Consider the following 22,777-nt stretch of genomic DNA (forward strand, 5'->3'; position numbering starts at 1 on the left):
CTCACCTCGCTCGCGCAGGGCGTGCCCATCGGCGGCGAGCTGGACTTTCTCGACGACGGCACGATCACCGCGGCGCTCACCGCGCGCAAGCCGCTCTGACGGCGCGCTCATCACCCCTTTCGGGGCTCTTCGCGTGCCGCGCGTCCCACCGCGGCAAGACACGGGCCCGCGCGGTGCGCTGCGCGTCGATCGTGGCGCCCGGGCGACACGGCAGGGCCGATCACCAGCGCCCCCCCGCGGCGGGCCACCCCGAGGAGCCCAGACAGCAAACGCGGCGCGCTCTCAGTTCAGACGGCACCGTCCTTGCGATCGGAGGCGGGCAAGCACCGGGCTTGCTGAAATGTCAGGACCGGCTTCCGACGCGCCTCGCGCTCAGCCACCGTCCGGCGCCCTCACGCGATCTGCGCCTCAGCCGCGCCCCTTGTCGTCCTCCTCGTCGTCGTCCCCTTCGTCGCCCGGCAGGTTGAAGAAGCTCTCGGCGTCCCGGTAGCTCTCCTCCGAGGGCGCGGCCGCTTCGCCCTCCTCGCTCTCCTCCTTGCTCGAGAGCGTGAAGGACTCGAGCCCCTCGATCGCCGAGGGGATCCGCGGCTCCGCCTCCATGCCGAGGCTCTGCTCGGTGGTCACGAGGCGCCGGCGCTCGTCGTCGGACATGACCTCGCCGGCGCGGGCCTTGCGCTCGGCCGCCGTCTGCACCGCGTCGTCGAGTTCGCTCTGCCGGCAAAGGCCCAGCGCCACCGGATCGATCGGCTGGATGTTGGAGATGTTCCAGTGCGTGCGCTCCCGGATCGACTGGATCGTGGGCTTCGTCGTGCCCACGAGCCGCGCGATCTGGCTGTCGGCGAGTTCGGGATGAAACTTCACCAGCCAGAGGATCGCCGCCGGCCGGTCCTGCCGCTTGCTGAGCGGCGTGTAGCGCGGGCCGCGTCGCTTGTCCTCGTCGCGCGCCGCCGGGTTCGGCTTGAGCTTGAGCCTGTAGAGCTTGTTTTCCTCGCCCCTGCGGATCTCCTCCGCCTCCAGCTGGTTGTTGGCCACCGGGTCGAACCCCTTCACGCCCGCGGCCACGTCGCCGTCGGCGATGCCCTGGATCTCCAGCTCGTGCATGTCGGTGAAATCGGCGATCTGCTTGAAGGTGAGCGTCGTGTTGTCCACCAGCCAGACGGCGGTCGCCTTCGGGTGCAAGAGTTTCGCCATGCCAGATATCTCCTCGAATACGGCTTCCCCGCCGCCCGGGGTCGGGCTGCCCCGGGCCGGGGCGGTTCGAGTTGTCGGGGAACTCGAAAGCGATATAATGAACACGCCGCGCGAAGGAAAGGGGCGATCGAAGCGCCGCAAGGGCGCCGCGCCCGGCCATCGCCGCACGACCCCGCCCCATCATCTTGGCCCAAATACTCTCGGGGGGTGAATTGGCCGTCAGGCCAAGAGGGGGGCAGACAGCCCCCCTCGCCCGCCGCCGTCAGCGCGCCGCCGCGATCTCCAGCGCCACGGCCTGCTCCGAGAACGCGATGAAACCGTAGCCCGCCCCGCCCAGCGCCTCGGTCAGCGCACGGTACTCATGCGCGCGCCAGCCCGGGTAGCCGTAAAGCTCGTCGAAGACGAGCACGCTGCCTGGCACCAGCCTCGGGCGCAGCGCGTCGAGCACGAAGCGCGTCGGCGTGTAGGTGTCGAGGTCGAGATGGGCGAAGGCGACCGGACCTTCATGCTCGGCCAGCCACCCCGGCACGGTGTCCTGCACCATGCCCTTGACGAGGCGCACGTTGGGGCGGACCTCGGGCGCCGCGCCGCCGGTCGAGAAGCGGCCCCTGCGCCCGCCGCGCGGGTGACCGGTCCAGTCCTCCTCCAGCCCCTCGAAGCTGTCGAAGCCCCAGACGGGCACCCCCGCCTCCGTCAGAACGCGCGCGAAGAGGTTGACGCCGTGCCCGCGCCAGACCCCGAACTCGGCGTAGAGCCCGCCGGCGCCGAAGCGGTCGCGCGCCCGCGCGCAGGCCCAGCGGCGCAGGTCGGCCTTCTCCGGAAAGAGCATGGCGCGCGCCATGTGATCGCGGAAGGTCTCGAAGCTGTCGCGCACGGCCCAGTCGTGCAGCAGGTCGAGCGGCGTCGCCCGCGCCGGCGCCTCTTCCCCGGCCATCAGCCGCCCGCGGCGCGCAGGACGATCTTGCCGATATGCGCCGAGCTCTCCATGCGCGCATGCGCCTCCGCGGCGTCCTCCAGCGCGAACTCGGAGTCCATGACCGGCGCGATGCGGCCCGCGTCGAGAAGCGGCCAGACATGGGCGCGCAGGCCCTCGGCGATGCGCGCCTTGGCGAGGTCGGACTGCGGGCGCAGCGTCGAGCCGGTGATCGTCTGGCGCTTCATCATCAGCGGCGCGAAGTTGATCTCGGCCTTCGGCCCCTGCAGGAAGGCGATCTGCACGAGCCGCCCCTCCTCGGCGAGCGCCTTGAGGTTGCGCGCGATGTAGTCGCCGCCCACCATGTCGAGGATCAGGTTCGCGCCGCCCTCCGCCTTCAGCACCTCGACGAAATCCTCCGAGCGGTAGTTGATCGCCCGCTCGGCGCCGAGGTCCAGGCAGGCCGCGCATTTCTCCTCCGACCCGGCGGTGGCGAAGACGCGCGCGCCGAAGGCCCGCGCGAGCTGGATCGCCGTCGTCCCGATGCCGGAACTGCCGCCGTGGACGAGAAACCGCTCGCCCGCCTCGAGCCCGCCGCGCATGAAGACGTTCGACCAGACGGTGAAAAAGGTCTCCGGCAGGCAGGCCGCCTCCCTGAGGCCCATGCCCTGCGGCACCGGAAGGCAATGCGCCGCCGGCGTGACGGCATACTCGGCGTAGCCGCCGCCCGGCAGCAGCGCGCAGACCCGGTCGCCCAGGGCCAGGTCGTGCACGCCCGGCCCCACCGCCGCGATTTCGCCCGCCGCCTCCAGCCCCGGCAGATCGGAGGCGCCGGGCGGCGGCGCGTAGGCGCCAGCGCGTTGCAGCGCGTCGGGCCGGTTGACCCCGGCAAAGGCGATGCGGATCAGAACCTCGCCGTGGCCCGGCGCGGGGACGGGACGGTCGACGGCGCGCAGCACCTCCGGCCCGCCCGGCGCGCCGATCTCGACGGCGCGCATCATGCGCTCGGTCATCGGATCACTCCTGCGGCGCCGGGCCGGACCAGCGGCCCGGCATGTCGGCGGCGCCGCGTCCGCCGCGCGGGGTGCTCATCCGGGTCAGCACCCACTCGGGCCCGGCGAGCATGCGCTTGACCACCGGGTTCGCCTTCACCTTCTCGAAGCGCATCACGTCCTCGATCCGGCGGTCGAGGAAGGACCATGTCGCCGTCGAATCCGGCGTGTCGTCGCCGAGCCAGTAGAGCACGGTCGAGGAATAGACGCCCGCGAGCGTCCCGCGCTTGGTGTAGTAGTTGAGATCGCGGTCGGTGTCGCCGAGCCCGGTCCAGATGGCGTCGGCCGTCTCCCAGATCAGGCGCGCGCCCTCGGGCGCATAGGGCGGCAGCGCGAAAAGCGACGCGGCACGGCGCACCGCCTCCTTGTCGCCCGCCGCCTCGATCCGGGCGCGCACCGCGAAGGTCACCCGTTCACGCGTGCGCATCCCCAGCAGATCGGCGCGCGCGAGCCGCGCCTCCATCACCGCATCGCCCCGCTTGTGGAAGGCGACGGCGAGGTCGACCGCGCCGCGCGGAAAGAACGTGCGGGCGAGCGCCGGCTCGATGCCCGTGTCCCGCACCGCGGCGCGGAAGGCGTCCTCGGACCAGCCATCGAAGGGCACGTGCAGCAGCGCCGCGTCGAGCAGCGCTTCGCGGTCGGTCTCTGGCGGCGTGTCTGCGGGCATGGAACCTCCTCGGGTGTTCGGGCGTCGAGCCTGTGCGGCCCATTCAAGACGCGCGGGCCGCGGCTGTCCAGACGCCGCATCCGCGCAGTGGACTCGGGCCGCGATTGCGGCTAGGGTGCCGCTTCACTTATGGCGCAACGTTCAGACGGAAAGGTGGTGACCCCTACATGCAGGTCAGCGTTCGCGACAACAATGTCGATCAGGCGCTCCGTGCGCTGAAGAAGAAGCTTCAGCGCGAAGGCGTGTTTCGCGAGATGAAGCTCAGGCAACATTTCGAGAAGCCGTCCGAGAAGCGCGCGCGCGAGAAGGCCGAGGCCATCCGCCGCGCCCGCAAGCTTGCGCGCAAGAAGGCGCAACGCGAAGGACTGCTCTGAGCGGCAGCGAAGCTGAACCCCTGCGCCCCCACGGGCGGTAGCGGTTTTCCGGCCCTGGCACCTGATCGTGCCGGGGCCTTTTCATGCGCCATCGTGCCGCCTGTGCCCGCCCCAGCCGAACCAGCCCCCGCGCCCCGGCCGCGCCCTCGCGCCCGGACAGTGCCCCGGGCTCGCCCCATCATCTTGGCCCAAATACTCTCGGGGGGTGAATTGGCCGAAGGCCAAGAGGGGGGCAGACAGCCCCCCTCGTCCTCCGTCGGCGCCGGGCCCGCGCGCCCGCGCACCGCGAGGGCCGGTCCCCGTGCAAGCCCGCCCCGTCAGAGGCCGAAGGGATAAGTGTCGGGCACGCCCGCGCGCAGGTGCTCGGCCCGGAGCGGCGTGACGGCCTCGGTCTCGTCGAACCAGACCCAGGCGTCGAACTGCCGTGACAGCGCGGCGTCTGCGTAGTGGCTCAGAAGCTCGCTCTCGGGTCGGTAGATCACGCCGATGAACCGTTCGAGGCGCGATTCGGCCAATTGCTCGGCGAGCACGGGATCGCGCCGGTGATCCAGAAGAAAGCGCCCGACCCCGCTGTCGTGGCAGAGCCGCTCGACGCTGTCGGCGCGCGCCGGGCGCACGCGCTTGACCTCCATCGGCCCGCCCCAGTCGCTCGCCGCCGCCACGGTGCCGCCGTGCGTGCCGAAGCCGATGAGCGCCGCCTCGCTCCCCCAGCGTTCGCGGCAGAGCTGGCCGAGATTGAGCTCGCCGCGCAGCGCGCCCATCTCGGTCTCGCGGGCGTCGCCGATGTGGGAATTGTGCGCCCAGACGACGGCCTTCGCCTCCGGCCCCTGCGCCTCCAGCAGGTTCGAGAGCGTCTCGAACATGTGCGTGTCGCGGAGGTTCCAGCTTTCCGCACCACCGTAGTACATGATGCGGTAGTAACGCTCGGCCGAGCGGACGAGCCGCGCGTTCTGCGCCGCGTCGAGGAAGCTTTCGCCGTCCTGCGCCGCGTAGTCGAGGCGATGCGCGAGCAGATCGCGCAACTGTGCGACGACCTCCGCCTCGCAGGCGGCATAACCCTGTGTCAGCGCCGCGCGCCCGTAGATCGCCGGGTCCTTCTGCCAGGGCGTCAGGCAGCCGTAACGCTCACGCGCGACGCGGGCCGCCGCCGGGTCGACGCGGTCGAGATACGCGAGCACCCCGGCGATCGAATCGCGCAGATTGTAGAGATCGAGCCCGTAAAAGCCGGCGCGCGCGTCCGGGTCCGCGATGGCTTCGTTATGGGTGCGCAGCCAGTGCACGAAGCCCTCCACCACCGTGTTGCGCCACATCCAGTCGGGAAAGCGGTGGAAGGCGCGCGCTTCCTCCGCGCGCGGCGCGTGATGGGCGACGTAGCGGTTCACCGCCGCGGCATCGGGCCAGTCGGCCTCCACCGCGACGAAGGCGAAGCCATGCTCCTCGATCAGCCGCCGGGTGATCGCGGCGCGGGCGCGGTAGAACTCGGAGGTGCCGTGGCTCGCCTCGCCGAGAAGGACCACGCGCCGGTCCGCGAAGCGGTCGAAATGGCGCGCGAACCCCGCGTCCTCGATCTCCGGCAACGGCTCGGCCGCGCGCGCGATGTCCTCGGCGAGGGGCCGCGCGCCCGCGCCCGGGCTGCGCGCGGTGTCGGGTGGGGCGGCGGGGCTCTGGTGGGGCTGCATCCCGGATCTCCCGAAGAGCGAGGCTCAGGCGGCCTCTGTGTTCACGCCGCCCTCCGCGATCTCCGTCAGGCGCGCATCGGCATCCTTCTCCTCTTGGAGGATGGCCTCGAGAGGCGCGCGGTCGCTCATGCCGAGGTGCCGCGCCCAGGCGGCGAGGCTGCCGTAGAGCGCGATCTCGTAGTGCTGCACGCGCTGCGCGGAGGCGATCAGCGCCGCGTCGCGTGCGGCATCGTCCTCGATGGCCCCCGCCCAGCGGTCCGCCTCGTCGAGCATGGCGCGCATGGTGCGATCCTCGTGCGCCCGGGGGGCGCCGCCGTGCGCGGCGACGAGCTCTCCGAGCCGGTCGCGGTGCTGCGCGGCGTCCCGAACCTCGGCGTCGAGAAGGGTTTTGAGGGCGGGATCGGCGGCCTTCGCGGCGAGCGCGTCGAAGGCGTCGGCGATCTGCGCCTCGACCGAGCGCGCCTCCTGAAGCTCGGAGAGGTAGAGGGTCTCGAGGTCGGTGATCTGCATGGCGTCGCTCCCGTCTGCGGTTCGGGCCGCGGCCCGTCACCCCCGCAACGCCCCGCCCGGGCGGCGGTTCCGGCCCTCCTCGCGCGCGGACGCGAGGCCAGCCAGGGGAAGCAGGCGCGATGTCGCGGCTCGGGCAGACCTCCGTCGCGCGACCGCCCCCTGCACGGCGTGGGGGCCGCGTGCGCGCGCCCCTCCGTCACCTTCGGGTTCGTGCCCCTCCGCCGCACGGGGCGGAGGGCGCCCTTGCTCACGCCCGGTCCTGGAGGATCGGCGACGGACAAGGCGGGGGCGCTGCCCCCTCTTGGCCTGTCGGCCAATTCACCCCCGGAGTATTTGAGCCAAGATGATGGGGGCAGGCCGTGCGGGTTGTCGGGCATGGCGCGTCGGGCCGACCGGCAGCCACGGTCGGCGACGACGGTGCGTCCTGCCGCGGGTGAAGCCTCGTGCGGATCCGCCGCGGCTCTCAGAGCCCCGCCAGCGGCTCCACCAGACGCGCGGCACCGTGGCGGAAGGGATCGACCGTCGGCAGGCCCATGCGCGCCTCGACCTCGGCGCAGTAGTCCACGGCCTCCTGCCCGGAGAGGTGCTGCGTGTTCACCGACACGCCGGTGACCACGCAGCGCGGATTGGCCACCCGCGCCAGCGTCAGCGAGAGGTCCCGCAGGTCCTCGAGGCGCGGCACCGGGTAACCGGGCAGCCCGCGCAGATGCGGGCGCGTCGGCTCGTGACAAAGGACCAGCGCATCCGGCGCACCGCCGTGGACGAGCGCCATCGTCACCCCGGAATAGGAGACGTGGAAGAGGCTCCCCTGCCCCTCGATCACGTCCCAGTGGTCCGGGTCGTTCGCCGGCGTCAGCCACTCGATCGACCCGGCCATGAAATCCGCCACCACCGCGTCGAGCGGCACGCCGTCGCCGGTGATCAGGATGCCGGTCTGCCCCGTCGCGCGGAAGGTCGAGGCCATGCCCTGCCGCCGCATCTCGGCGTCGATGGCGAGCGTGGTGTACATCTTGCCCACCGAGCAGTCGGTGCCCACCGCGAGCAGCCGCCTGCCCGCGCGGGGCGTGCCGTCGGCGATGGGATACTGCACCTCCGGCACGCGCACGTCGTGCAGCACGCGGCCCGTCGCCTTCGCCACGGCGGCGAGATCCGCCTCGTCGCGCAACAGGTTGTGCAGCCCCGAGGCGAGGTCGAAGCCCTCCTCCAGCGCGGCGATCAGCACCTTCTTCCAGGCCGCCGAGATCACGCCGCCGCGGTTCGCGACGCCGATCACGAGCGTTCGCGCGCCTGCGGCCTTCGCGGCCGCGAGGTCCATGTCCGCAAGCCCCAGATCGGCCTTGCAGCCCTCCATCCGGTACTGGCCCACGGCGTTTTCGGGCCGCCAGTCCTTGATCCCCTGCGCGACCTTCGCGGCGAGCGGATCGGGCGCGTCGCCCAGAAAGAGAAGGTAGGGTGTCTGGATCATCGCGGTCTCCCTCGTTCGGGGGCGAGTCTAACCCGTAACGCGGGAAATGCATCGCAAAGCTTCGCCTTGGCGGGGATCCTGCGCAAGATTCTCCCGCAGCTGCCCGCCCTGGCGGCGGCATCGGCCACGACGACCGGGTCACGCGCCGCCCGCGGTGCCCCGGGATCGGCCGCCTCACAAAGCTGCACGGTGCGGCGCTGCGGCGAAACTCTCTTGCGCGCGCGTGGCCGATCCACTAGCTCGCAGGGCGAGTTTTCCGCATCCTGACAGACGAGGGAACCCGCATGAGCTTCACGATCCCCCCCGCGCCGCCGGCGCGTCCCAACCGCTGCCAGCTCTTCGGCCCCGGCTCGCGCCCGGAACTCTTCGAGAAGATGGCAAAGAGCGACGCGGACGTCATCAACCTCGACCTCGAGGATTCGGTCGCGCCCGACGACAAGGACGCCGCCCGCCGGAACGTCGTCGAGGCGATCAACGACGTGGACTGGGGCGCCAAGACGCTCTCGGTGCGGATCAACGGGCTCGACACGCCCTACTGGCACAAGGACGTGGTCGAGCTGATCGAGGGCACCAGGGGCCGGCTCGACGCGATCATGATTCCCAAGGCGGGCTGCGCCGGCGACATCTACGCCGTCGACGCGCTGGCCACCGCGGCCGAGGCGGCGAGCGGCAAGGACAAGCGCATCGGCTTCGAGGCGATCATCGAGACGGCGGCCGGCCTCGCCCATGTCGAGGAGATCGCCGCGGCGAGCCCGCGGATGGAAGCGCTCTCCCTCGGCCCGGCGGATTACGCGGCCTACATGGGCATGGCGACGACGCACATCGGCGGCACGCAGTCCAACTATTACATGCTCTCGCCCAAGGAGCACGAGGGCGAGCGTCAGGTGCATTACGCCGATCCGTGGCACTACCCGATCGTCGCCATCGTCGCCGCCTGCCGGACCCATGGCCTCCTGCCGGTGGACGGCCCCTTCGGCGACTTCTCCGACCCTGACGGCTTCAAGGCGCAGGCGCTGCGCTCGGCGACGCTCGGCTGCGTCGGCAAATGGGCCATCCACCCGAGCCAGGTGGCGCTCGCCAACGAGGTCTTCACGCCGACGGAGGCCGCGGTAGAAGACGCCCGCGCCATCATCGCCGCGATGGAAGAGGCCAAGGCCGCCGGCAAGGGCGCGGCGACCTACAAGGGCAAGCTGATCGACATCGCCTCGATCAAGCAGGCCGAGGTCATCGTCAAACAGGCCGAGATGATCGCCGCGCAGTGACGCCGTAACAGGGGTCGGGCGCCGGCGCGCCCGAACCCGCGCGGGCCCCGGGCCCCTGCCCTCCGCGATGCGCCCCGGACCAGCGCGGCCGGCCCCGGTGTATCGCCCGGTCAGCCCCGTTCGTCCTTGGGCGAGCCCATCACGACGTAGGTCTGAAGCGTTTCGACCTGTGCCAGCGCGCCGAGCACGTCGGTGTGGAAGCGTTTGTAGGACGGCAGATCGGCCGCCTCCACACGCAGGAGATACTCCACGGCGCCGGTGATGTTGTGGCACTCGCGCACCTCCGGCGCCTGGGCCATGGCGCGCTCGAAGGCCTCCTGACTGGCCTTCGTGTGCCGGTTGAGCCCGACCGTGACATAGGCGACGAAGCCGACCCCCGTCTTTTCGGGCGAGAGCACGGCGCGATAGCCGCGGATCACGCCCGCCTTCTCCAGCGCCGCCACCCGCCGCAGGCAGGCCGAGGGGGACAGGCCGACGCGCTCGGCCAGGGCAAGGTTGCTGATCCGCCCGTCACGGGACAGCTCGTGCAATATCCGGCGGTCGATGGCGTCCAGGTCGGCCATAAATTGCAAGGTTACCCGCCATGGCCGCATTCTTGCAATCTCATGCCGCCCAGACCGGTGAAGAATTGCGCCCATGACCGTCGATCTTCTTCTCGCCCTCTGCCTCTTCGCGGCCGCGACGCTCTTCACGCCGGGGCCGAACAACCTCATGCTGATGGCATCGGGGGCCAACTTCGGACTGCGCCGGACGCTGCCGCATCTGACCGGCGTGGCGCTGGGCTTTCCGCTGATGATCCTGCCGGTCGGGCTCGGCGTGATGGAGGTCTTCGATCGCTGGCCACCGGCCTACACGATCCTCAAGGTGGCCTCGGTCGTCTACCTGCTCTGGCTCGCGCGCAAGATCGCCACCGCCGCCCCGCCGGCGGACGCGCCGACCGACGCGCGCCCGCTCAGCTTCCTGCAGGCGGCGGGCTTCCAGTGGGTCAACCCGAAGGCCTGGTCGATGGCGCTCGGCGCGATCACGCTCTACGCCGCGGCGCGCGACCTGACGTCGATCCTCTGGATCGCCGGCACCTTCGCCACGCTCGGCACGCTCTCGGCGCTGACATGGGTCACACTCGGCACCGGCCTCAAGCGTCTGCTGGGGGCGCCGGGGCGCCTTCGGCGCTTCAATCGGGTCATGGCCGTGCTGCTGGTCGCCTCGATGCTGCCGGTTCTCTTCGGCTGAGCGCATTGCATCCCGCACGCCGCGTCGTCATATACCCGCGGAACACGGACAGGCGGTCATGACGATCTACCTCGATTTCGAAAAACCGCTCGCCGAGCTCGAAGGCAAGGCCGAGGAACTGCGCGCGCTCGCCCGGTCGGGCGAAGGCGTGGACCTGAACGCCGAGGCCGAGGCGCTGGACGCCAAGGCCCGCACCATGCGCGCGCAGCTCTACAAGGACCTCTCGCCGTGGCGGAAATGCCAGGTCGCGCGCCACCCGCAGCGCCCGCACGGGGCGGACTACGTCGACGCGCTCTTCACCGAGTTCACGCCCCTCGCCGGCGACCGCAACTTCGCCGAGGATCACGCGGTGATCGGCGGGCTCGCGCGGTTCGACGACCGGCCGGTCATGGTGATCGGCCACGAGAAGGGCCATGACACCAAGACCCGGCTGGAGCGCAACTTCGGCATGGCCCGGCCCGAGGGCTACCGCAAGGCGGTCCGCCTGATGGAGATGGCCGACCGCTTCGGCCTGCCGGTGATCACGCTGGTGGACACGCCCGGCGCCTACCCCGGCAAGGGCGCCGAGGAGCGCGGCCAGTCCGAGGCGATCGCGCGCGCCACCGAGACGTGCCTCGGCCTCGGCGTGCCGCTGGTCTCGGTCATCGTCGGCGAGGGCGGCTCGGGGGGCGCGGTGGCCTTCGCCACGGCGAACCGGGTCGCGATGCTGGAGCACTCGATCTACTCGGTGATCTCGCCGGAGGGCTGCGCCTCGATCCTCTGGAAGGACGCCGAGAAGATGCGCGAGGCGGCCGAAGCGCTGCGCCTGACGGCGCAGGATCTGAAGAAGCTCGGCGTGATCGACCGGATCGTGTCCGAACCATTGGGCGGCGCGCACCGCGACGCCGAGGGCACGATCGCCGCCGTGGGCGAAGCGCTGCGCGCCATGCTGGGCGAGTTGGCGGGCCGCGACCGTGCGGGCCTGCGCGCCGACCGGCGGGAGAAGTTCCTCGAGATGGGCGCGCGCGGGCTCGCCGGCTGAGGCGTCAGCGCCGAAGGCTCATCCGCCGCAACACCCCGTCCCGCCGCACCGCCTGATGGTACACCGCCGCCGTGACGTGGCCCCCGATCAGGAGCGCGAGCGCAAGCGCGAAAAGCCCGTGGCCGGTGCGCGCCCGAAGCTGGTCGAGGTCGGGCACCGGCCCCTCTGCGGCGCCGAAGACGATCGCGAAGAGCCCCGCTTCGGCCGCCATGACGAGGCCCGAGGCCGCAAGCCCGAACACCAGCGCGTAGAAGGTCCAGTGCACCGCAGGCGCCACCTGGTTCAGCGTGGCGTTGCCGATGTCCGCCGGCGGGGGATGCGGCGTCGTCAGCCGCAGAACCAGCCGCCCGGCCATCAGCGCGAGGATCGTGAGCCCCGCAAGCATGTGCAGGCGCAGGACGCCGACCTTGTCGGGCGAGTCCTCCGGAACCGGATCGAGGCTGAAGGCACCGCCGATCAGCGCGCCGACGATCAGAAGGGCAAGCAGCCAGTGCAAGGCGACAAGGGCGGGATGGTAGCGGGTCATGGGCCTCCTCTCGCGATTCGGGGGCGGATACCCGCGCAGTCTATGCCATGCGACCGGGACGCTGCACGGCCCGCGCGGTGTCGTCGGGGTGCGTCAGCTCGCCAGCATCTTGAGCCCCTGCGTCACGTCCGAGCGCACGGCGAGCCGCAGGCCCGGCTCGTCGCCGGCCTTCAGCGCGGCGACGATCAGGCGATGGAAATGCGGCGGCTCGCTGCGCTTCAGCTTGGCGTAGAGGCGGCGCATGGTCGGCCCCATCTGAAGCCAGACCGTCTCGGCCATGGCCAGCATCGCGGGCGCCTGCGCGCGCAGGTAAAGCGTGCGGTGAAACTCCAGATTGGCGCGGATATAGGCCACCGCATCCTGCCGCTGCGCCGCCTCGCCGACGCTCGCGTTGATCGTCTGAAGCCGGTCGATCAGCGCCATGTGCGCCCGCGGCATCGCCCGGCTGGCGAGCTCGACCTCCAGAAGCGCGCGAATCGCCGCGAGCTCCTCGATTCGCTCGTTGGAAAGCTCGGGCGTCGTCACCCGCCCCGAGGACGTCATCGAGAGCGCGCCTTCCGCGACAAGGCGGCGCAGCGCCTCGCGCGCGGGGGTCATGGAGACGCCGAATTCCTTGCCGATGCCGCGCAGCGTCAACGCCTGCCCCGGTGCGATCTGCCCGTGCATCACGCGGGCGCGCAGGCCCCGGTAGACGCGGTCGTGGGCGGCGGGCAGCGCCTCGGAGGGGCGGGGATTGAGCAGCATGACGTATCTGTGATCACGGGACGGGGCCGCGTCAACAGCGTCAGAACCGGTAACGGTGCAGGCCCGGCCCCTCCTCCCTAAGCCAGCGCCGCGGCGCCTCGCAGGGGCCGTAGAGCCGGCGCACCACGGCCCAGAATGCGGGCGAGTGGTTCATCTCGGCGAGATGCGCGACCTCGTGCGCGGCGACGTAGTCGAGCACCTCCGGCGGCGCCATCGCGAGGCGCCACGAGAAGCTGAGCGCGCCCGCAGACGAGCACGAGCCCCAGCGTGAGCGGGTGTCCCGCAGGGTGATGCGATTGTAGGGGAGCCCGAGCGCCGCGGCGTGGCGATCGGCCGCGGCCGCAAGCCGATCGCGTGCCAGCGCCTTGAGCCAGCCCTGCGCGCGCGCACCGGCCTGTCCGGCCGGGCCGGGGACGCGCAACAGATCGCCCTCCGCCCGCACCGATCGTCCTTCGACGGGGGCGAGCGTCAGCACACGCCCCTCCACGGGCAGCGCCGCACCGAGCGCGACCGCGACCGCGCCGGGGCGCTCCGCGGTGCGCGCACGCAGCCAGTCGGCCTTCGACCGCGCGAAGGCCAGCGCCTCCGCCTCGCTCGCGCCTTCGGGCAGCGTCAGCGTGATCCCGCCGTCGAGCGCCGAGACGCGCAGCGCGATCCGCCGCGCCCGCGCCGAGCGGCGGAGGGTCAAGGTCAGAGGGGGGTTGCCCGGCAGCACGCGTTGGCCCATATGCGCGATCTCCGGCGGTCTTGAGCGAAGCCTTTTGACAAGCCTCGCGCCCTTATGTCAGGAGCGCCGAGTCGCCGGCAAGTGCGGACACGAGATGAGGATGACCATGCCCAAGGAAGAATGGGGCACGAAGCGGCTCTGCCCGACGACAGGCAAGCGTTTCTACGACCTGAACCGCGACCCCGTGGTCAGCCCCTACACGGGCGAGATCGTGGACACGGAAACGGGGCGCAGCAAGATGCTCGCCCGCGAGCCGGAGCCGAGTGCCAAGCCGGCCGCGAAGACCTCGAAGGACGACGGCGAGGTCATCGAGGGCGACGCGGTCGACGTGGATCTCGGCGACGAGGTTCTCGAGGACGAGGAGGAGAGCAACGTCTCTCTGGACGACATCGCCGACGTCTCCTCGGACGAGGACGAGAGCTGACGTCGCGGCGGGGATTTTTCGCTTGATCCCGCACCGGCCTGCGACTAGAGACGCCGCACCGAAAGGGGCCTTAGCTCAGCTGGGAGAGCGCTTGCATGGCATGCAAGAGGTCACCGGTTCGATCCCGGTAGGCTCCACCATTTCAACGGATTCTCCTTGCGCGAGACGGCGGCTCCGTCGTTCGCCCTGGGCATGACCCCGGACGCGTTCGATCCCGCGTCCGGCCGTGAAAGCTCGGCTTCATCCGTATGCGGGACGGCGTCGACGCGGCGCAGGCCACGTCACGCGCATCGTCAATGACGCGGCGTTAGGTCAGGTCGGCAGATGTGGGGTGAAGGACTTGGGCCGGCGGTCGGGACGTCGCCGCCCCGGCCGTCGAGTCGGGCGCGGCTCAGAGCAGCAGGCGCCAGACGAGGTAGTTCGGCGCGAGCATCGCGAAGGCAATGAGGAAGAGCTTGGCGTAGTGCACCGCCTTGCCGAGGAGTCCCTCGCCCTCGGACGCGGGGGCCATGCTCATCGCGCCGGCCATCAGCGCATAGCCTTGCGCCTCCCGCGCCTGAGCCGATCTGCGCAGCGACGCGAGCGCAGCCTCCCGCCGGGCCGCGAGCTCCGGAGCGAGGTCCTGTTCCATGGTGCTGCTGCCGTCCATTTTCCGTCCCTCCTTTGTGTCAGCACCTACTGACATAGCGGAGTGTACGCCACTGTCGATAAGTGAATCCGCCGCACCCCGGCCCTTTGGCGCGGCGACGTCGCGGCACTATAGTCTCGTCGAGCCGGGAGCAGAGCCATGGACCACAGGACCTTCGTCGCCGCGTTGCCCGCCGCCACCCGCGCCCGCCTTGCGGCGCGCGCGGATGTGCCGGGCCTGCGCCGGCTCGCGCTGCACGGCGGTGCGATCCTCGCTCTCGGCGTGGCGATCGCCGTGCGGGTGCCCGGCTGGCCGCTGCTCCTGCCGGTGCAGGGCGTGGCGCTGGCCTTTCTCTTCACGCTCCAGCACGAGGCGACGCACAAGACGCCTTTCGCCAACCCGAGGCTGAACGAGATCGTCGGCCATCTCGCAGGTGTCCTGATCGTGCAGCCCTTCGAGTGGTTCCGGTACTTCCACCTCGCGCACCACCGCCACACCAACGACCCGGAGCGTGATCCGGAACTTGCCGACGGCAAGCCGGAGACCTGGCGCGCCTTCCTGCTGCACCTCTCGACGATCGGGTACTGGCGCGACAAGGGGGCCGTGCTGGCCGCCAATGCCTTCGGACGGATCGATGCCGACTACGTGCCCGACCGCGCAAGGCCGCGCCTGCGGCGCGAGGCGCGCGCGATGCTTGCGGGCTACGCCCTTGCCGCGGTGCTCGCCGCGACCGTCGCGCCCTGGATCCTGACCGCCTGGCTGCTGCCGCTTGCACTCGGGCTTCCGGTGCTGCGGCTCTACCTGCTGGCCGAGCACGCGCGCTGCCCGGCGGTGGCGGACATGTTCGCCAATACGCGCACGACCTTCACCACGCGGCTGGTCCGCGGCCTCGCGTGGAACATGCCCTACCACGCGGAGCATCACGCGCTGCCCTCCGTGCCCTTCCACAAGCTGCCAGAGCTCCACGCCCTCGCGCGGCCCCACCTGCAGGAGACGGAGGCGGGCTACGCCCGGTTCGCCGGGCGCTACACCGCCGATCTGGGCTGAACCGGCGCGGAACCCGGCCGGGGCGGGGCGTGTTGGCGCCGCGTCCCCGGAAGGAGCGCGACCCGTGCACCAGACCCTCGTCTCGTTCCTCTCGCAGCCTGCCGTGCTGGTGATCGGGCTCGCCCTGTCGCTGGCCAGCGTGGGTGTGCTGCTGATGGATTTCCGCCGCGCCAACCCCGAGATAGGGCCGCTGATGAAGGTGGTCTGGGTATTGACCACGCTCTACTCGGGGCCGGTCGGGCTGCTGATCTACTGGGCGACGGGGCGCAAGCAGATCGCGCGCGACACGATCTGGCGGCGCGGGTGGCGCTCGACGGCGCATTGCTATTCGGGCTGCGGGCTGGGCGAGATCGTGGGGCTGATCCTCGCGGTCGGCATCCTCTCCCTCGGGACGACACCCACCGCGCTGGTCACCTTCGCCTTCGCCTTCACCTTCGGGATCGCGCTGACGCTCGGACCGCTCCTGCACGATGGCGTGCCCTTCGGCGAAGCGGTGCGCGACTCGTTCCTGAGCGAGACCGGCTCGATCGTGGCGATGGAAGTGGTGGCGATCGGCGTGGACCTCTGGCTTTCGGGCGGCGCCGGGCTCGGCGACGTGCTGTTCTGGACGGCGATGATGACCTCGCTGACGCTCGGCCTTCTGGCGGCGTGGCCGGTGAACGTGGCGCTGGTGCGATTCGGCGTGAAGGAAGGGATGCACGACCCGCGCGAAATGGCGGCCGCCTGACCGCCGCCCGGCACCAGCGCTTGCCCGGCCGCATTGGACGCGACCCCGCCGCCGGTCTATCCTCCGCGACATGCCCGACGCCCCCTCCCTGCCCACGCGACCTCCGATCGCGCGTTTTCCGGCACTTCCCGATCTGCCCGAGGGGCCGGGCGCGCCGCGCGCGGTCGGCGTCGAACTGGAATTCGGCGCGCTGGCCCCGGAGGCGGCGGCGGAGATCTGCCGTGAGATCGTGGGCGGCACCCTCCAACAGGTCTCGGCCAGCGAATGGCGCATCGACGAAAGCCGCCTCGGACACCTGAAAATCTATCTCGACAGCGCGTGGCGCCCAGGTGGAACCGACAGGGCCGCCGAGATGGGCGTCGCCGTCGCACGGCAGGTGGTGCCGATCGAGGTGGTCACCGAGCCCCTGTCGCAGACGCGGCTGGCCGACGTGGACGCGCTCGCCGGCGCGCTCGCCGAGGCCGGCGCGGAGGGCTCGCGCGCACATCTGGTCCACAGCTTCGGGCTGCACCTGAACGTCACGCTGGCCGACCCGGACACGGGGCGCGACCTGACCCGCGTCGCGCGCGCCTTCGCGCTGCTGGAGGACTGGCTGCGCGCGCGCGATCCGATGGATATGAGCCGCCGCGTGCTGCCCTTCACCGCACCCTACCCGCCCGACTTCGTCGACGCGCTCGTCGCGCTCGCTCCGGACGCGCCGCCCGCGTCGCTCTTCGACCTGATCGACGCGCATCTTGCGTCCCGAAACCACGGGCTCGACCTGATGCCCGCCTACGCCCATCTCGCGCCGGAGCGTTTCGCGCGCCATGCGGCGGCCGCGGGCGCGGTCGCGGCGCGGCCGGCGTACCACTTCCGCCAGCCTGAAAGCCGGATCGGCGAGCCGGGCTGGAGCCTCGCCTACGACTGGCGGCGCTGGTGGCTCGTGGAGCGGGTGGCGGCGGACGACACGCTCGCCGCGAAGGTGGCGGCCAGCCGCGCCGCCGCCACCAAGGGCGATCCGGTGGCCGAGGCGCTCGGCCCCCTCGCCGCGCTGGCCCCCGCGGGCGGCCCCGCCGAGGCGAAGGCGTGAGCGCGCGGCCGCGGATCGCCGTGACGACCTCGGCGCGCTCGGGCTGGCGCATCTTCCCGCTCGTCGCGCTGAACGTCTGGCTGGCGGGCGGACGGGCGGTGCGCTGGGGCACCGGGCGCGCGGCCGATCTCGCCACGGTGGACGGGCTGGTGATCGGGGGCGGCGACGACATCTCTCCCACGCTCTACGGGGGCGAGATCCGCGCCGAGGTGCGCCTCGACCCGGCGCGCGACGCGCTGGAGCGGCGCCTCGCGGAAGAGGCGCTGGGGCGCGGCATCCCCGTTCTCGGAATCTGCCGCGGTGCGCAGATGCTCAACGTGGCGCTGGGGGGCACGCTTCATGCCGATGCCTACGCCACCTATCCCGGCTCGCGCCGCTACCGGACGATCCTGCCGCGCCGCCGCGTGCGCGCCTGCGCCGGCACCCTCCTGGAAGGGATCACGGAACGCGCCGAAATGCAGGTCAACGCGCTCCACTCGCAGGCGGTGGACCGCCTCGGCACCGGGCTTCGGGTCGCTGCCGAGGACGAAGGCGGCATGATCCAGGCGATCGAGCGGCCCGGTCCGCCCTTCGCCCTCGGCGTGCAGTGGCACCCCGAACACCTCTTCTACCAGCGCGCGCAGCGCCGGCTCTTCGCCGCGCTCGCCCAGGCTGCATCGGGCCGCGCGGTCACCGCCGCCCCGGCCTGAACCCGCGCCGGGGAACCGCCGCGCCGGCCCGGCGTTGGAGCGGGGACGGCGCACATCCCCGCGCCAGGCCTGCAAGGTGAGAGCATGGCGCCACGCCCGGCGAGCCCGACCACACCGCAACGCGCCCTGACGGCCGCCGCCCGCGGCGTCACGTCATCCACGCGCGGCCCGGTGGTCATGCTGCACGGGCTCCTCGAGAGCCCGGCGCTCTGGGCACCGCTGCGCCAGGCGCTGGAGCTCGACACCGTCCTCGCCCCGCCCCTGCCCGGCCACCGCGCCGACGCGCCGCGACTGCCCGCCGCCGCACCGCTTCTTGCCGAGCCGGCGGCACTCGCCCGGCACATGGCGGACGGGATCGAGGCCCGCGCCGGCGGGCGGCCCGTGCAGCTGATCGGCCATTCGCTCGGCGGCTACCTTGCCCTGATGATCGCGCGCGAGCGCCCCGACCTCGTGTCCCGCGCGCTCGTCGTCGGTGCGATCCATGCCGGCGACTGCGGCAAGCGCGCGACGTTGCGCACGCGCGTGGTGACCGGTCTGCCCCTCGTCGGCCCGCTCTCGGCCCGGGTGCTGATCCGGCACTGGCTCGCGGATGCCGATCGCTTCGCGGCATGGATGACCGCCTCGCTCGCCCCCGGCGAACGGCTGCAGGCGGTTCCGGCCGCCATGCGGCGCGAGCTCTCGGGCGGGGACGCGACCACGATCCGCGCGCTCGCCGTCTGGGCGCGCAGCCAGAGCGCGCTGCAAAGCTTCGGCCGGATCCACACGCCGGTGACGGTCGTGATCTGCGCGCGCGACCCGGTCGTCACCGTGGAACATCAGCTGGAACTGGCGCGTGCCCTGCCCGGCGGCGTCGCGCACCTCACCGACACCGGGCACCTGCCCATGCTCACGACGCCGCGCCGCCTCGCCCGCACGGTGGGCGCGTGGCTCGACGCGGACACCGCGGGCGCGGGGTCCGCGCCGCTCGAGGCGGTGCCCGCCTGACCGACCCGACGAGTCCGAAGGAGGCCAACCCGATGAAGACACCGTCCCCCTTTTCCGGCGCCCCATGGGCCGCGGCCCTCGCCGCGGCCATTCTCGTTGCGCCTGCGACCAGCGCGCAGGACAGCGCGCACGGCACCGCACCGGAGGCCGACTATGCCACGCCGCCGGGCTTCGAGGCGATGGTCGCCGACAAGCAGCCCGCTGTCGTCGGCATCCTCTCCACCGCGCCTGAACGCGCCGAGGGGCAGATGCCGGGGCCGCAACTGCCGCCGGGCCTGCGCGACTTCTTCGGCGGGCCGGGACCGATGCCGCGCGGGCCGATGCGCGCGCAGGGCTCGGGCTTCTTCATCTCGGACGACGGCTACGTGGTGACCAACGATCACGTCGTCCGCCGCGCCGAGCGTGTCGAGGTGGTGCTCGCGGACGAGACGCGCCTCGATGCGGAGGTCGTGGGCACCGATCCGGCCACCGATCTGGCGCTGCTGAAGGTGGACGCGGAGACGCCCCAGCCCTTCGTCGCCTGGGGCAGTTCGCAGGACCTTCAGGTCGGCGAATGGATGGTCGCCATCGGCAATCCCTTCGGCCTGCAGGCATCGGTGACGGCCGGCATCCTCTCGGCACGCTCGCGCGACATCCGCTCCGGGCCTTACGACGCCTTCCTGCAGACCGATGCCGCCATCAACCAGGGCAACTCGGGCGGGCCGCTCTTCAACGCCGCCGGCGAAGTCGTTGGCGTCAACACGGCGATCGTGTCGCCGTCGGGCGGCAGCATCGGCATCGGCTTCGCCGTGCCCTCGCGCGTGGCCAAGTCGGTGATCGCGGACCTGCGCGACGACGGCGAGGTGGACCGCGGCTATATCGGCGTACGGCTTCAGCCGGTGGACGACGCTCTCGCCGCGGCGCTCGACCTGCCCGAAGACGCCGGCGGCGCGCTCGTCGCGCAGGTGACCGAGGACAGTCCCGCCGCCGCGGCCGGCCTGCAGGCGGGCGACGTGATCATCTCGATCGCCGGCGAGGAGGTCGAGGACCCGCGCGCGCTGAGCTTCACCGTCGCCGCGCTCGAAAGCGGGCAGGAGGTGCCGGTCACCCTGCTGCGCGATGGTTCCGAGGAGCAACTGAACATCACCATCGGCGAGCAACCCGCCGGCCTCTTCACGCGCGAGGATCAGCAGCGGCAGGCGCCCGAGCCGGGCGAGGACGGCGACTCGCGGCTCGGCGTCACCGTCGCGCCGTTGACCGAGGACCTGCGCGCCCGGGCCGAGCTGCCCGACGCCGTCGACGGCCTCGTCGTGGCCGGCGTCGCCCCGGGCTCGCCGGCCGCGGCCGCGGGCCTGCAGCAGGGCGACGTGATCGCCACCGCGAACGGCGACACCGTCGACGACGTTCGGGCGCTGCGCGACGCCGCTGCCGAGGCCGAGGAGAGCGAGCGCCCCCTTCTCCTGCGGGTGTTCCGCAACGGGAGCTTCAGTTTCCTCGCCCTGCGCCTCGACGCGGGCAGCGACGGCTGACGCCGCCCTGCCGGCGCGATGCGGCCCCGCCGGGCGCGCCCCCGGCGGGGCCAGTTGCGCGTTGCGGCGTCACACGGGGACGAGGCGGGCGCGGCCCGCCGCCCCCCACTTGCCGGCCCCCTCTCGATCGCCGCCGTCGACGCGGGGCGCGACCGTGCCACAGCGCACGCGGGCAGCCGTTCGCGACCGGAACCGCACCGCCAGCCCATCCGTTGACATGACGAAGGCCGCCGCGACCGGCGGCCCCGTGAAAAGGAGACGCGCAGATGGCCAACGATGATCTCAAGGACCTGTATATCGAGCAGGTGCAGGACATGCACAGCGCCTGCCGTCAGTCCGAAGCCGTGACGCGCAAGCTCGCCGAGGCGGCGACGGACAGCGAGTTGAAGGCGGCACTCGAACGCGGGGTCGAGGGGATCCAGCGCGGGCGCGACACCATGGCCCAGCTCGCCGAGGCGCATGGCGCCGACCCCGCGGGACGCCACAGCGCCGGAATGGAAGGGCTGGTCACCGAAACCGAAAAGGAGATTTTCGGCGAGCGCTTCACCGACGACGACACGCGCGATGCCGCGATCATCGCCGCCTACCAGTTGATGGCCCATTACGCGATCGCCGGCTACGGCACGATCCGGGCCTTCGCCCGCCGCCTCGGCTTCGACGCGGACGCGGGTGCGGCGCAGACCTGCCTCGACAAGTCCTACGACGGCGACCGGACCTTCACCGAAATCGCCACCGGACATGTGAACCGGGACGCCGCCTGAGGCGTTCTGCCCCTACGGCGCGGCTTGATCCCTGGGCCGCGCCCGGCTGCCCGCGGCATGCGCTGCCGCGGGCCTTTTTTGCTGCGGTGGCGGCGGTGCCGTGGCCAAAGCGTCGGGACGCGCACACGGAAACGGCCGACGCTCTGCGTCGGCCGTCTCTTCCTGCACCGGCGCGAAGCCGACGCAGGGGTCGGAAATGCGGCGCCGCGCCTCAGCGGCGCGGCTTCGGGCCGATCACCTGCGGTTGGCGCGCCGGCGTTTCCACCGGGATCGTCGCAGGCCGCGCTTCGGGTGCCGGGGGCGCAAGCCCCTCGAGCCAGCCGCCGAGGACCTCTTTCCAGCCGGATTTGGGACGCGGATGTGCGGGTTTCGCTTGGGGCATCGGGAACCTCCGTTGCGTCTTGGACAATGGGGAAACGGGCGCCCCCGGGGCTGGGTTCCTGCGCCGGGCGGCGGATCGGCGGGTCTGCGCAAAGGGGAGGCGGCCGCGCCGGGGGGACGCGACCGCCTTGGGGAGGGACAGGCACCTCTGGATTTCAAAGGCGCACCGAGGAAACGCGCCGGCCCCGCACCGGTTCCCGGAAAAATTGAAGACCGTCCACGGAGACGCAAAGGCCCCGGTCCACGCGGGGCGCGGTCAGCGCCGCGGCGCCCCGGCGCGCCGGGGCGGCGCCACCGCCTCGGCCGTGGCGCCGAGAATGATGAGCCCTGCGCCCACCGCCTCGGGCCATCCGAAGGGCTCGGCGAGCAGAAGCGCCCCGGAAACGACGCCCGACACGATCTCGGCCGTGAGCAGGAAACTCATCGCCGCAGGCGCAAGACGCTGCGCGGCCCAGAGCGTCACCAGCAGGACGGGGACCAGGTAGACGACCCCCGTGACGAGCGCGAGCGGCGCGGCGCCCAGCGCTTCCGCGCCGCCGGGCCAGCGCCCGGCCGCCGCGCCGCCGAACGCCAGGACCGCTCCGGCGGCGAGGACGAGGCCCAGCGTCGTGAACAGGGCCAGCGTGGCGGGCCGTCCGCCCGGCCTGGAGAACACCAGCGCCGCACCGATCGCCCAGGCGAGCCCCGAGATCAGCGCGGCGATGTCGCCTGTCGCCAGTGACCCGAGCGAGACATCGAAGCGGAAGATCGTGGCGACCCCGAGGAGCGAAAGGCCGAGCGCCGCCGCGCTCCTGAGGCTCCAGCGCCGCCCCATGAAAAGACATTCGATCGCCGTGGACCAGGCCGGCGCAAGGTAGAAGATGACCACCGCGCGCACCACGTCCGTGAACGAGAGCGCGGCGCCATAGAGCATCGCCGCGAGCCCGATGAGCAGCGCCCCGAGAAGCGCGCGCGGCGCCGTCACGCCGCCCGGGCGGTCGCGCGCCGCGAGCGCCGCCAGGACAGGCAGCGCGGCGAGCCCCATGGCGAGGCTCGCCCAGACGCCCTCGAGGCCGGCGGCTTCCAGCCAGCGGATGGGAATCCACCAGACGCCCCAGAGCACCGACGCGGCCAGCGTCAGCCCGACTGCACCGCGGTACCCGAGCCCGTCCAGCGCGCGCATGACGCCCTGCCTCCTGTCGCTGTGGCGTCGATGGGC

At 72.1% G+C, this 22,777-nt stretch carries 25 protein-coding genes, 1 tRNA gene and 1 pseudogene; 14 read left to right on the forward strand and 13 right to left on the reverse strand.

Going from position 1 to position 22,777, the window contains the following annotated elements; all coding sequences use genetic code 11:
- Positions 1-99: pseudogene (locus tag ACESL7_RS00395) on the forward strand (recombination mediator RecR); the annotation flags it as partial.
- A gap of 309 nt (positions 100-408) precedes the next feature.
- Here ACESL7_RS00395 and ACESL7_RS00400 read toward each other — a convergent pair.
- The 4 genes from ACESL7_RS00400 to ACESL7_RS00415 all read right to left on the reverse strand — a co-directional run bounded on the left by ACESL7_RS00400 (position 409) and on the right by ACESL7_RS00415 (position 3,823).
- Entirely contained in the window at positions 409-1,191 is a 783-nt protein-coding gene (locus ACESL7_RS00400; protein ID WP_372890296.1) for a DUF1013 domain-containing protein, read from the reverse strand.
- 262 nt (positions 1,192-1,453) lie between these two features.
- Positions 1,454-2,125 carry a class I SAM-dependent methyltransferase gene (locus tag ACESL7_RS00405; protein WP_372890298.1) on the reverse strand — a complete coding sequence of 224 codons (672 nt, stop codon included), beginning with the start codon at positions 2,123-2,125 and terminating at the stop codon, positions 1,454-1,456.
- On the reverse strand, positions 2,125-3,117 hold the full coding sequence (locus ACESL7_RS00410; RefSeq protein ID WP_372890300.1) for an NAD(P)H-quinone oxidoreductase: 993 nt from the start codon (positions 3,115-3,117) through the stop codon (positions 2,125-2,127). Before ACESL7_RS00410 ends, ACESL7_RS00405 begins: the two co-directional genes overlap by 1 nt.
- A gap of 4 nt (positions 3,118-3,121) precedes the next feature.
- Entirely contained in the window at positions 3,122-3,823 is a 702-nt protein-coding gene (locus ACESL7_RS00415; protein ID WP_372890302.1) for a COQ9 family protein, read from the reverse strand.
- 167 nt (positions 3,824-3,990) lie between these two features.
- On the opposite strand from ACESL7_RS00415, the gene rpsU reads away from it, so the two are divergent.
- Positions 3,991-4,197 carry a 30S ribosomal protein S21 gene (rpsU, locus tag ACESL7_RS00420; protein WP_057812606.1) on the forward strand — a complete coding sequence of 69 codons (207 nt, stop codon included), beginning with the start codon at positions 3,991-3,993 and terminating at the stop codon, positions 4,195-4,197.
- Positions 4,198-4,514: 317 nt separating this feature from the next.
- Here the strand turns inward: rpsU and ACESL7_RS00425 are convergent, their stop codons facing one another.
- From ACESL7_RS00425 to dgcN, 3 genes are all read right to left on the reverse strand, one after another.
- Positions 4,515-5,876 carry an erythromycin esterase family protein gene (locus ACESL7_RS00425; RefSeq protein ID WP_372890304.1) on the reverse strand — a complete coding sequence of 454 codons (1,362 nt, stop codon included), beginning with the start codon at positions 5,874-5,876 and terminating at the stop codon, positions 4,515-4,517.
- A gap of 24 nt (positions 5,877-5,900) precedes the next feature.
- Positions 5,901-6,386 (reverse strand): YciE/YciF ferroxidase family protein, encoded by a 486-nt coding sequence (locus ACESL7_RS00430; protein WP_372890306.1) that lies wholly within the window; start codon positions 6,384-6,386, stop codon positions 5,901-5,903.
- 463 nt (positions 6,387-6,849) lie between these two features.
- On the reverse strand, positions 6,850-7,851 hold the full coding sequence (dgcN, locus tag ACESL7_RS00435; RefSeq protein ID WP_372890308.1) for an N-acetyltransferase DgcN: 1,002 nt from the start codon (positions 7,849-7,851) through the stop codon (positions 6,850-6,852).
- Between the two features lie 284 nt (positions 7,852-8,135).
- Between dgcN and ACESL7_RS00440 the strand changes: the two genes are divergently transcribed.
- Entirely contained in the window at positions 8,136-9,113 is a 978-nt protein-coding gene (locus ACESL7_RS00440) for an HpcH/HpaI aldolase/citrate lyase family protein (protein WP_372890310.1), read from the forward strand.
- 110 nt (positions 9,114-9,223) lie between these two features.
- On the opposite strand, the gene ACESL7_RS00445 is transcribed toward ACESL7_RS00440, so the two are convergent.
- The gene (locus ACESL7_RS00445; RefSeq protein WP_372890312.1) at positions 9,224-9,676 is read right to left on the reverse strand and encodes an Lrp/AsnC family transcriptional regulator; all 453 of its coding nucleotides are present in this window, start codon (positions 9,674-9,676) and stop codon (positions 9,224-9,226) included.
- A gap of 73 nt (positions 9,677-9,749) precedes the next feature.
- Between ACESL7_RS00445 and ACESL7_RS00450 the strand changes: the two genes are divergently transcribed.
- Together ACESL7_RS00450 and ACESL7_RS00455 are read left to right on the forward strand one after the other, a co-directional pair.
- Positions 9,750-10,343 carry a LysE family translocator gene (locus ACESL7_RS00450; protein WP_372890314.1) on the forward strand — a complete coding sequence of 198 codons (594 nt, stop codon included), beginning with the start codon at positions 9,750-9,752 and terminating at the stop codon, positions 10,341-10,343.
- Between the two features lie 58 nt (positions 10,344-10,401).
- Positions 10,402-11,364 carry an acetyl-CoA carboxylase carboxyltransferase subunit alpha gene (locus ACESL7_RS00455; protein ID WP_372890316.1) on the forward strand — a complete coding sequence of 321 codons (963 nt, stop codon included), beginning with the start codon at positions 10,402-10,404 and terminating at the stop codon, positions 11,362-11,364.
- Between the two features lie 4 nt (positions 11,365-11,368).
- Here the strand turns inward: ACESL7_RS00455 and ACESL7_RS00460 are convergent, their stop codons facing one another.
- The 3 genes from ACESL7_RS00460 to ACESL7_RS00470 form a co-directional block, all read right to left on the reverse strand.
- Entirely contained in the window at positions 11,369-11,890 is a 522-nt protein-coding gene (locus tag ACESL7_RS00460) for a cytochrome b (RefSeq protein ID WP_372890318.1), read from the reverse strand.
- Between the two features lie 93 nt (positions 11,891-11,983).
- Positions 11,984-12,634 carry a GntR family transcriptional regulator gene (locus tag ACESL7_RS00465; RefSeq protein WP_372890320.1) on the reverse strand — a complete coding sequence of 217 codons (651 nt, stop codon included), beginning with the start codon at positions 12,632-12,634 and terminating at the stop codon, positions 11,984-11,986.
- A 40-nt stretch (positions 12,635-12,674) separates the two neighbouring features.
- Positions 12,675-13,361 carry a M48 family metallopeptidase gene (locus ACESL7_RS00470; RefSeq protein ID WP_372890322.1) on the reverse strand — a complete coding sequence of 229 codons (687 nt, stop codon included), beginning with the start codon at positions 13,359-13,361 and terminating at the stop codon, positions 12,675-12,677.
- A 106-nt stretch (positions 13,362-13,467) separates the two neighbouring features.
- On the opposite strand from ACESL7_RS00470, the gene ACESL7_RS00475 reads away from it, so the two are divergent.
- Both ACESL7_RS00475 and ACESL7_RS00480 read left to right on the forward strand, forming a co-directional pair.
- Positions 13,468-13,785, forward strand: a complete 318-nt coding sequence (locus tag ACESL7_RS00475; RefSeq protein WP_372890356.1) for a TIGR02300 family protein — start codon at positions 13,468-13,470, stop codon at positions 13,783-13,785.
- Positions 13,786-13,849: 64 nt separating this feature from the next.
- Positions 13,850-13,925: transfer RNA gene (locus ACESL7_RS00480), tRNA-Ala, on the forward strand.
- A gap of 251 nt (positions 13,926-14,176) precedes the next feature.
- On the opposite strand, the gene ACESL7_RS00485 is transcribed toward ACESL7_RS00480, so the two are convergent.
- Positions 14,177-14,434 (reverse strand): hypothetical protein, encoded by a 258-nt coding sequence (locus tag ACESL7_RS00485; protein WP_372890324.1) that lies wholly within the window; start codon positions 14,432-14,434, stop codon positions 14,177-14,179.
- 138 nt (positions 14,435-14,572) lie between these two features.
- Between ACESL7_RS00485 and ACESL7_RS00490 the strand changes: the two genes are divergently transcribed.
- From ACESL7_RS00490 to ACESL7_RS00520, 7 genes are all read left to right on the forward strand, one after another.
- On the forward strand, positions 14,573-15,460 hold the full coding sequence (locus tag ACESL7_RS00490) for a fatty acid desaturase (protein ID WP_372890326.1): 888 nt from the start codon (positions 14,573-14,575) through the stop codon (positions 15,458-15,460).
- A gap of 64 nt (positions 15,461-15,524) precedes the next feature.
- Positions 15,525-16,187 (forward strand): DUF4396 domain-containing protein, encoded by a 663-nt coding sequence (locus tag ACESL7_RS00495; protein ID WP_372890328.1) that lies wholly within the window; start codon positions 15,525-15,527, stop codon positions 16,185-16,187.
- A 70-nt stretch (positions 16,188-16,257) separates the two neighbouring features.
- A complete protein-coding gene (locus tag ACESL7_RS00500; protein ID WP_372890330.1) occupies positions 16,258-17,256 on the forward strand; it encodes an amidoligase family protein in 999 nt (332 codons plus the stop codon).
- Complete coding sequence (locus ACESL7_RS00505; protein ID WP_372890332.1) at positions 17,253-17,945, forward strand: gamma-glutamyl-gamma-aminobutyrate hydrolase family protein; 693 nt, start codon at positions 17,253-17,255, stop codon at positions 17,943-17,945. Before ACESL7_RS00500 ends, ACESL7_RS00505 begins: the two co-directional genes overlap by 4 nt.
- An 84-nt stretch (positions 17,946-18,029) precedes the next feature.
- On the forward strand, positions 18,030-18,929 hold the full coding sequence (locus ACESL7_RS00510; RefSeq protein WP_372890334.1) for an alpha/beta fold hydrolase: 900 nt from the start codon (positions 18,030-18,032) through the stop codon (positions 18,927-18,929).
- 32 nt (positions 18,930-18,961) lie between these two features.
- Positions 18,962-20,437: a Do family serine endopeptidase gene (locus ACESL7_RS00515; protein WP_372890336.1), complete on the forward strand. Its 1,476-nt coding sequence runs from the start codon at positions 18,962-18,964 to the stop codon at positions 20,435-20,437.
- A gap of 266 nt (positions 20,438-20,703) precedes the next feature.
- On the forward strand, positions 20,704-21,198 hold the full coding sequence (locus ACESL7_RS00520) for a YciE/YciF ferroxidase family protein (protein WP_372890338.1): 495 nt from the start codon (positions 20,704-20,706) through the stop codon (positions 21,196-21,198).
- A 637-nt stretch (positions 21,199-21,835) separates the two neighbouring features.
- Here the strand turns inward: ACESL7_RS00520 and ACESL7_RS00525 are convergent.
- Positions 21,836-22,741 carry a DMT family transporter gene (locus tag ACESL7_RS00525; protein WP_372890340.1) on the reverse strand — a complete coding sequence of 302 codons (906 nt, stop codon included), beginning with the start codon at positions 22,739-22,741 and terminating at the stop codon, positions 21,836-21,838.
- Between the last annotated feature and the right edge of the window lie 36 nt (positions 22,742-22,777).

Source organism: Rhodosalinus sp. (assembly GCF_041685465.1).
Classification (GTDB): domain Bacteria; phylum Pseudomonadota; class Alphaproteobacteria; order Rhodobacterales; family Rhodobacteraceae; genus Rhodosalinus.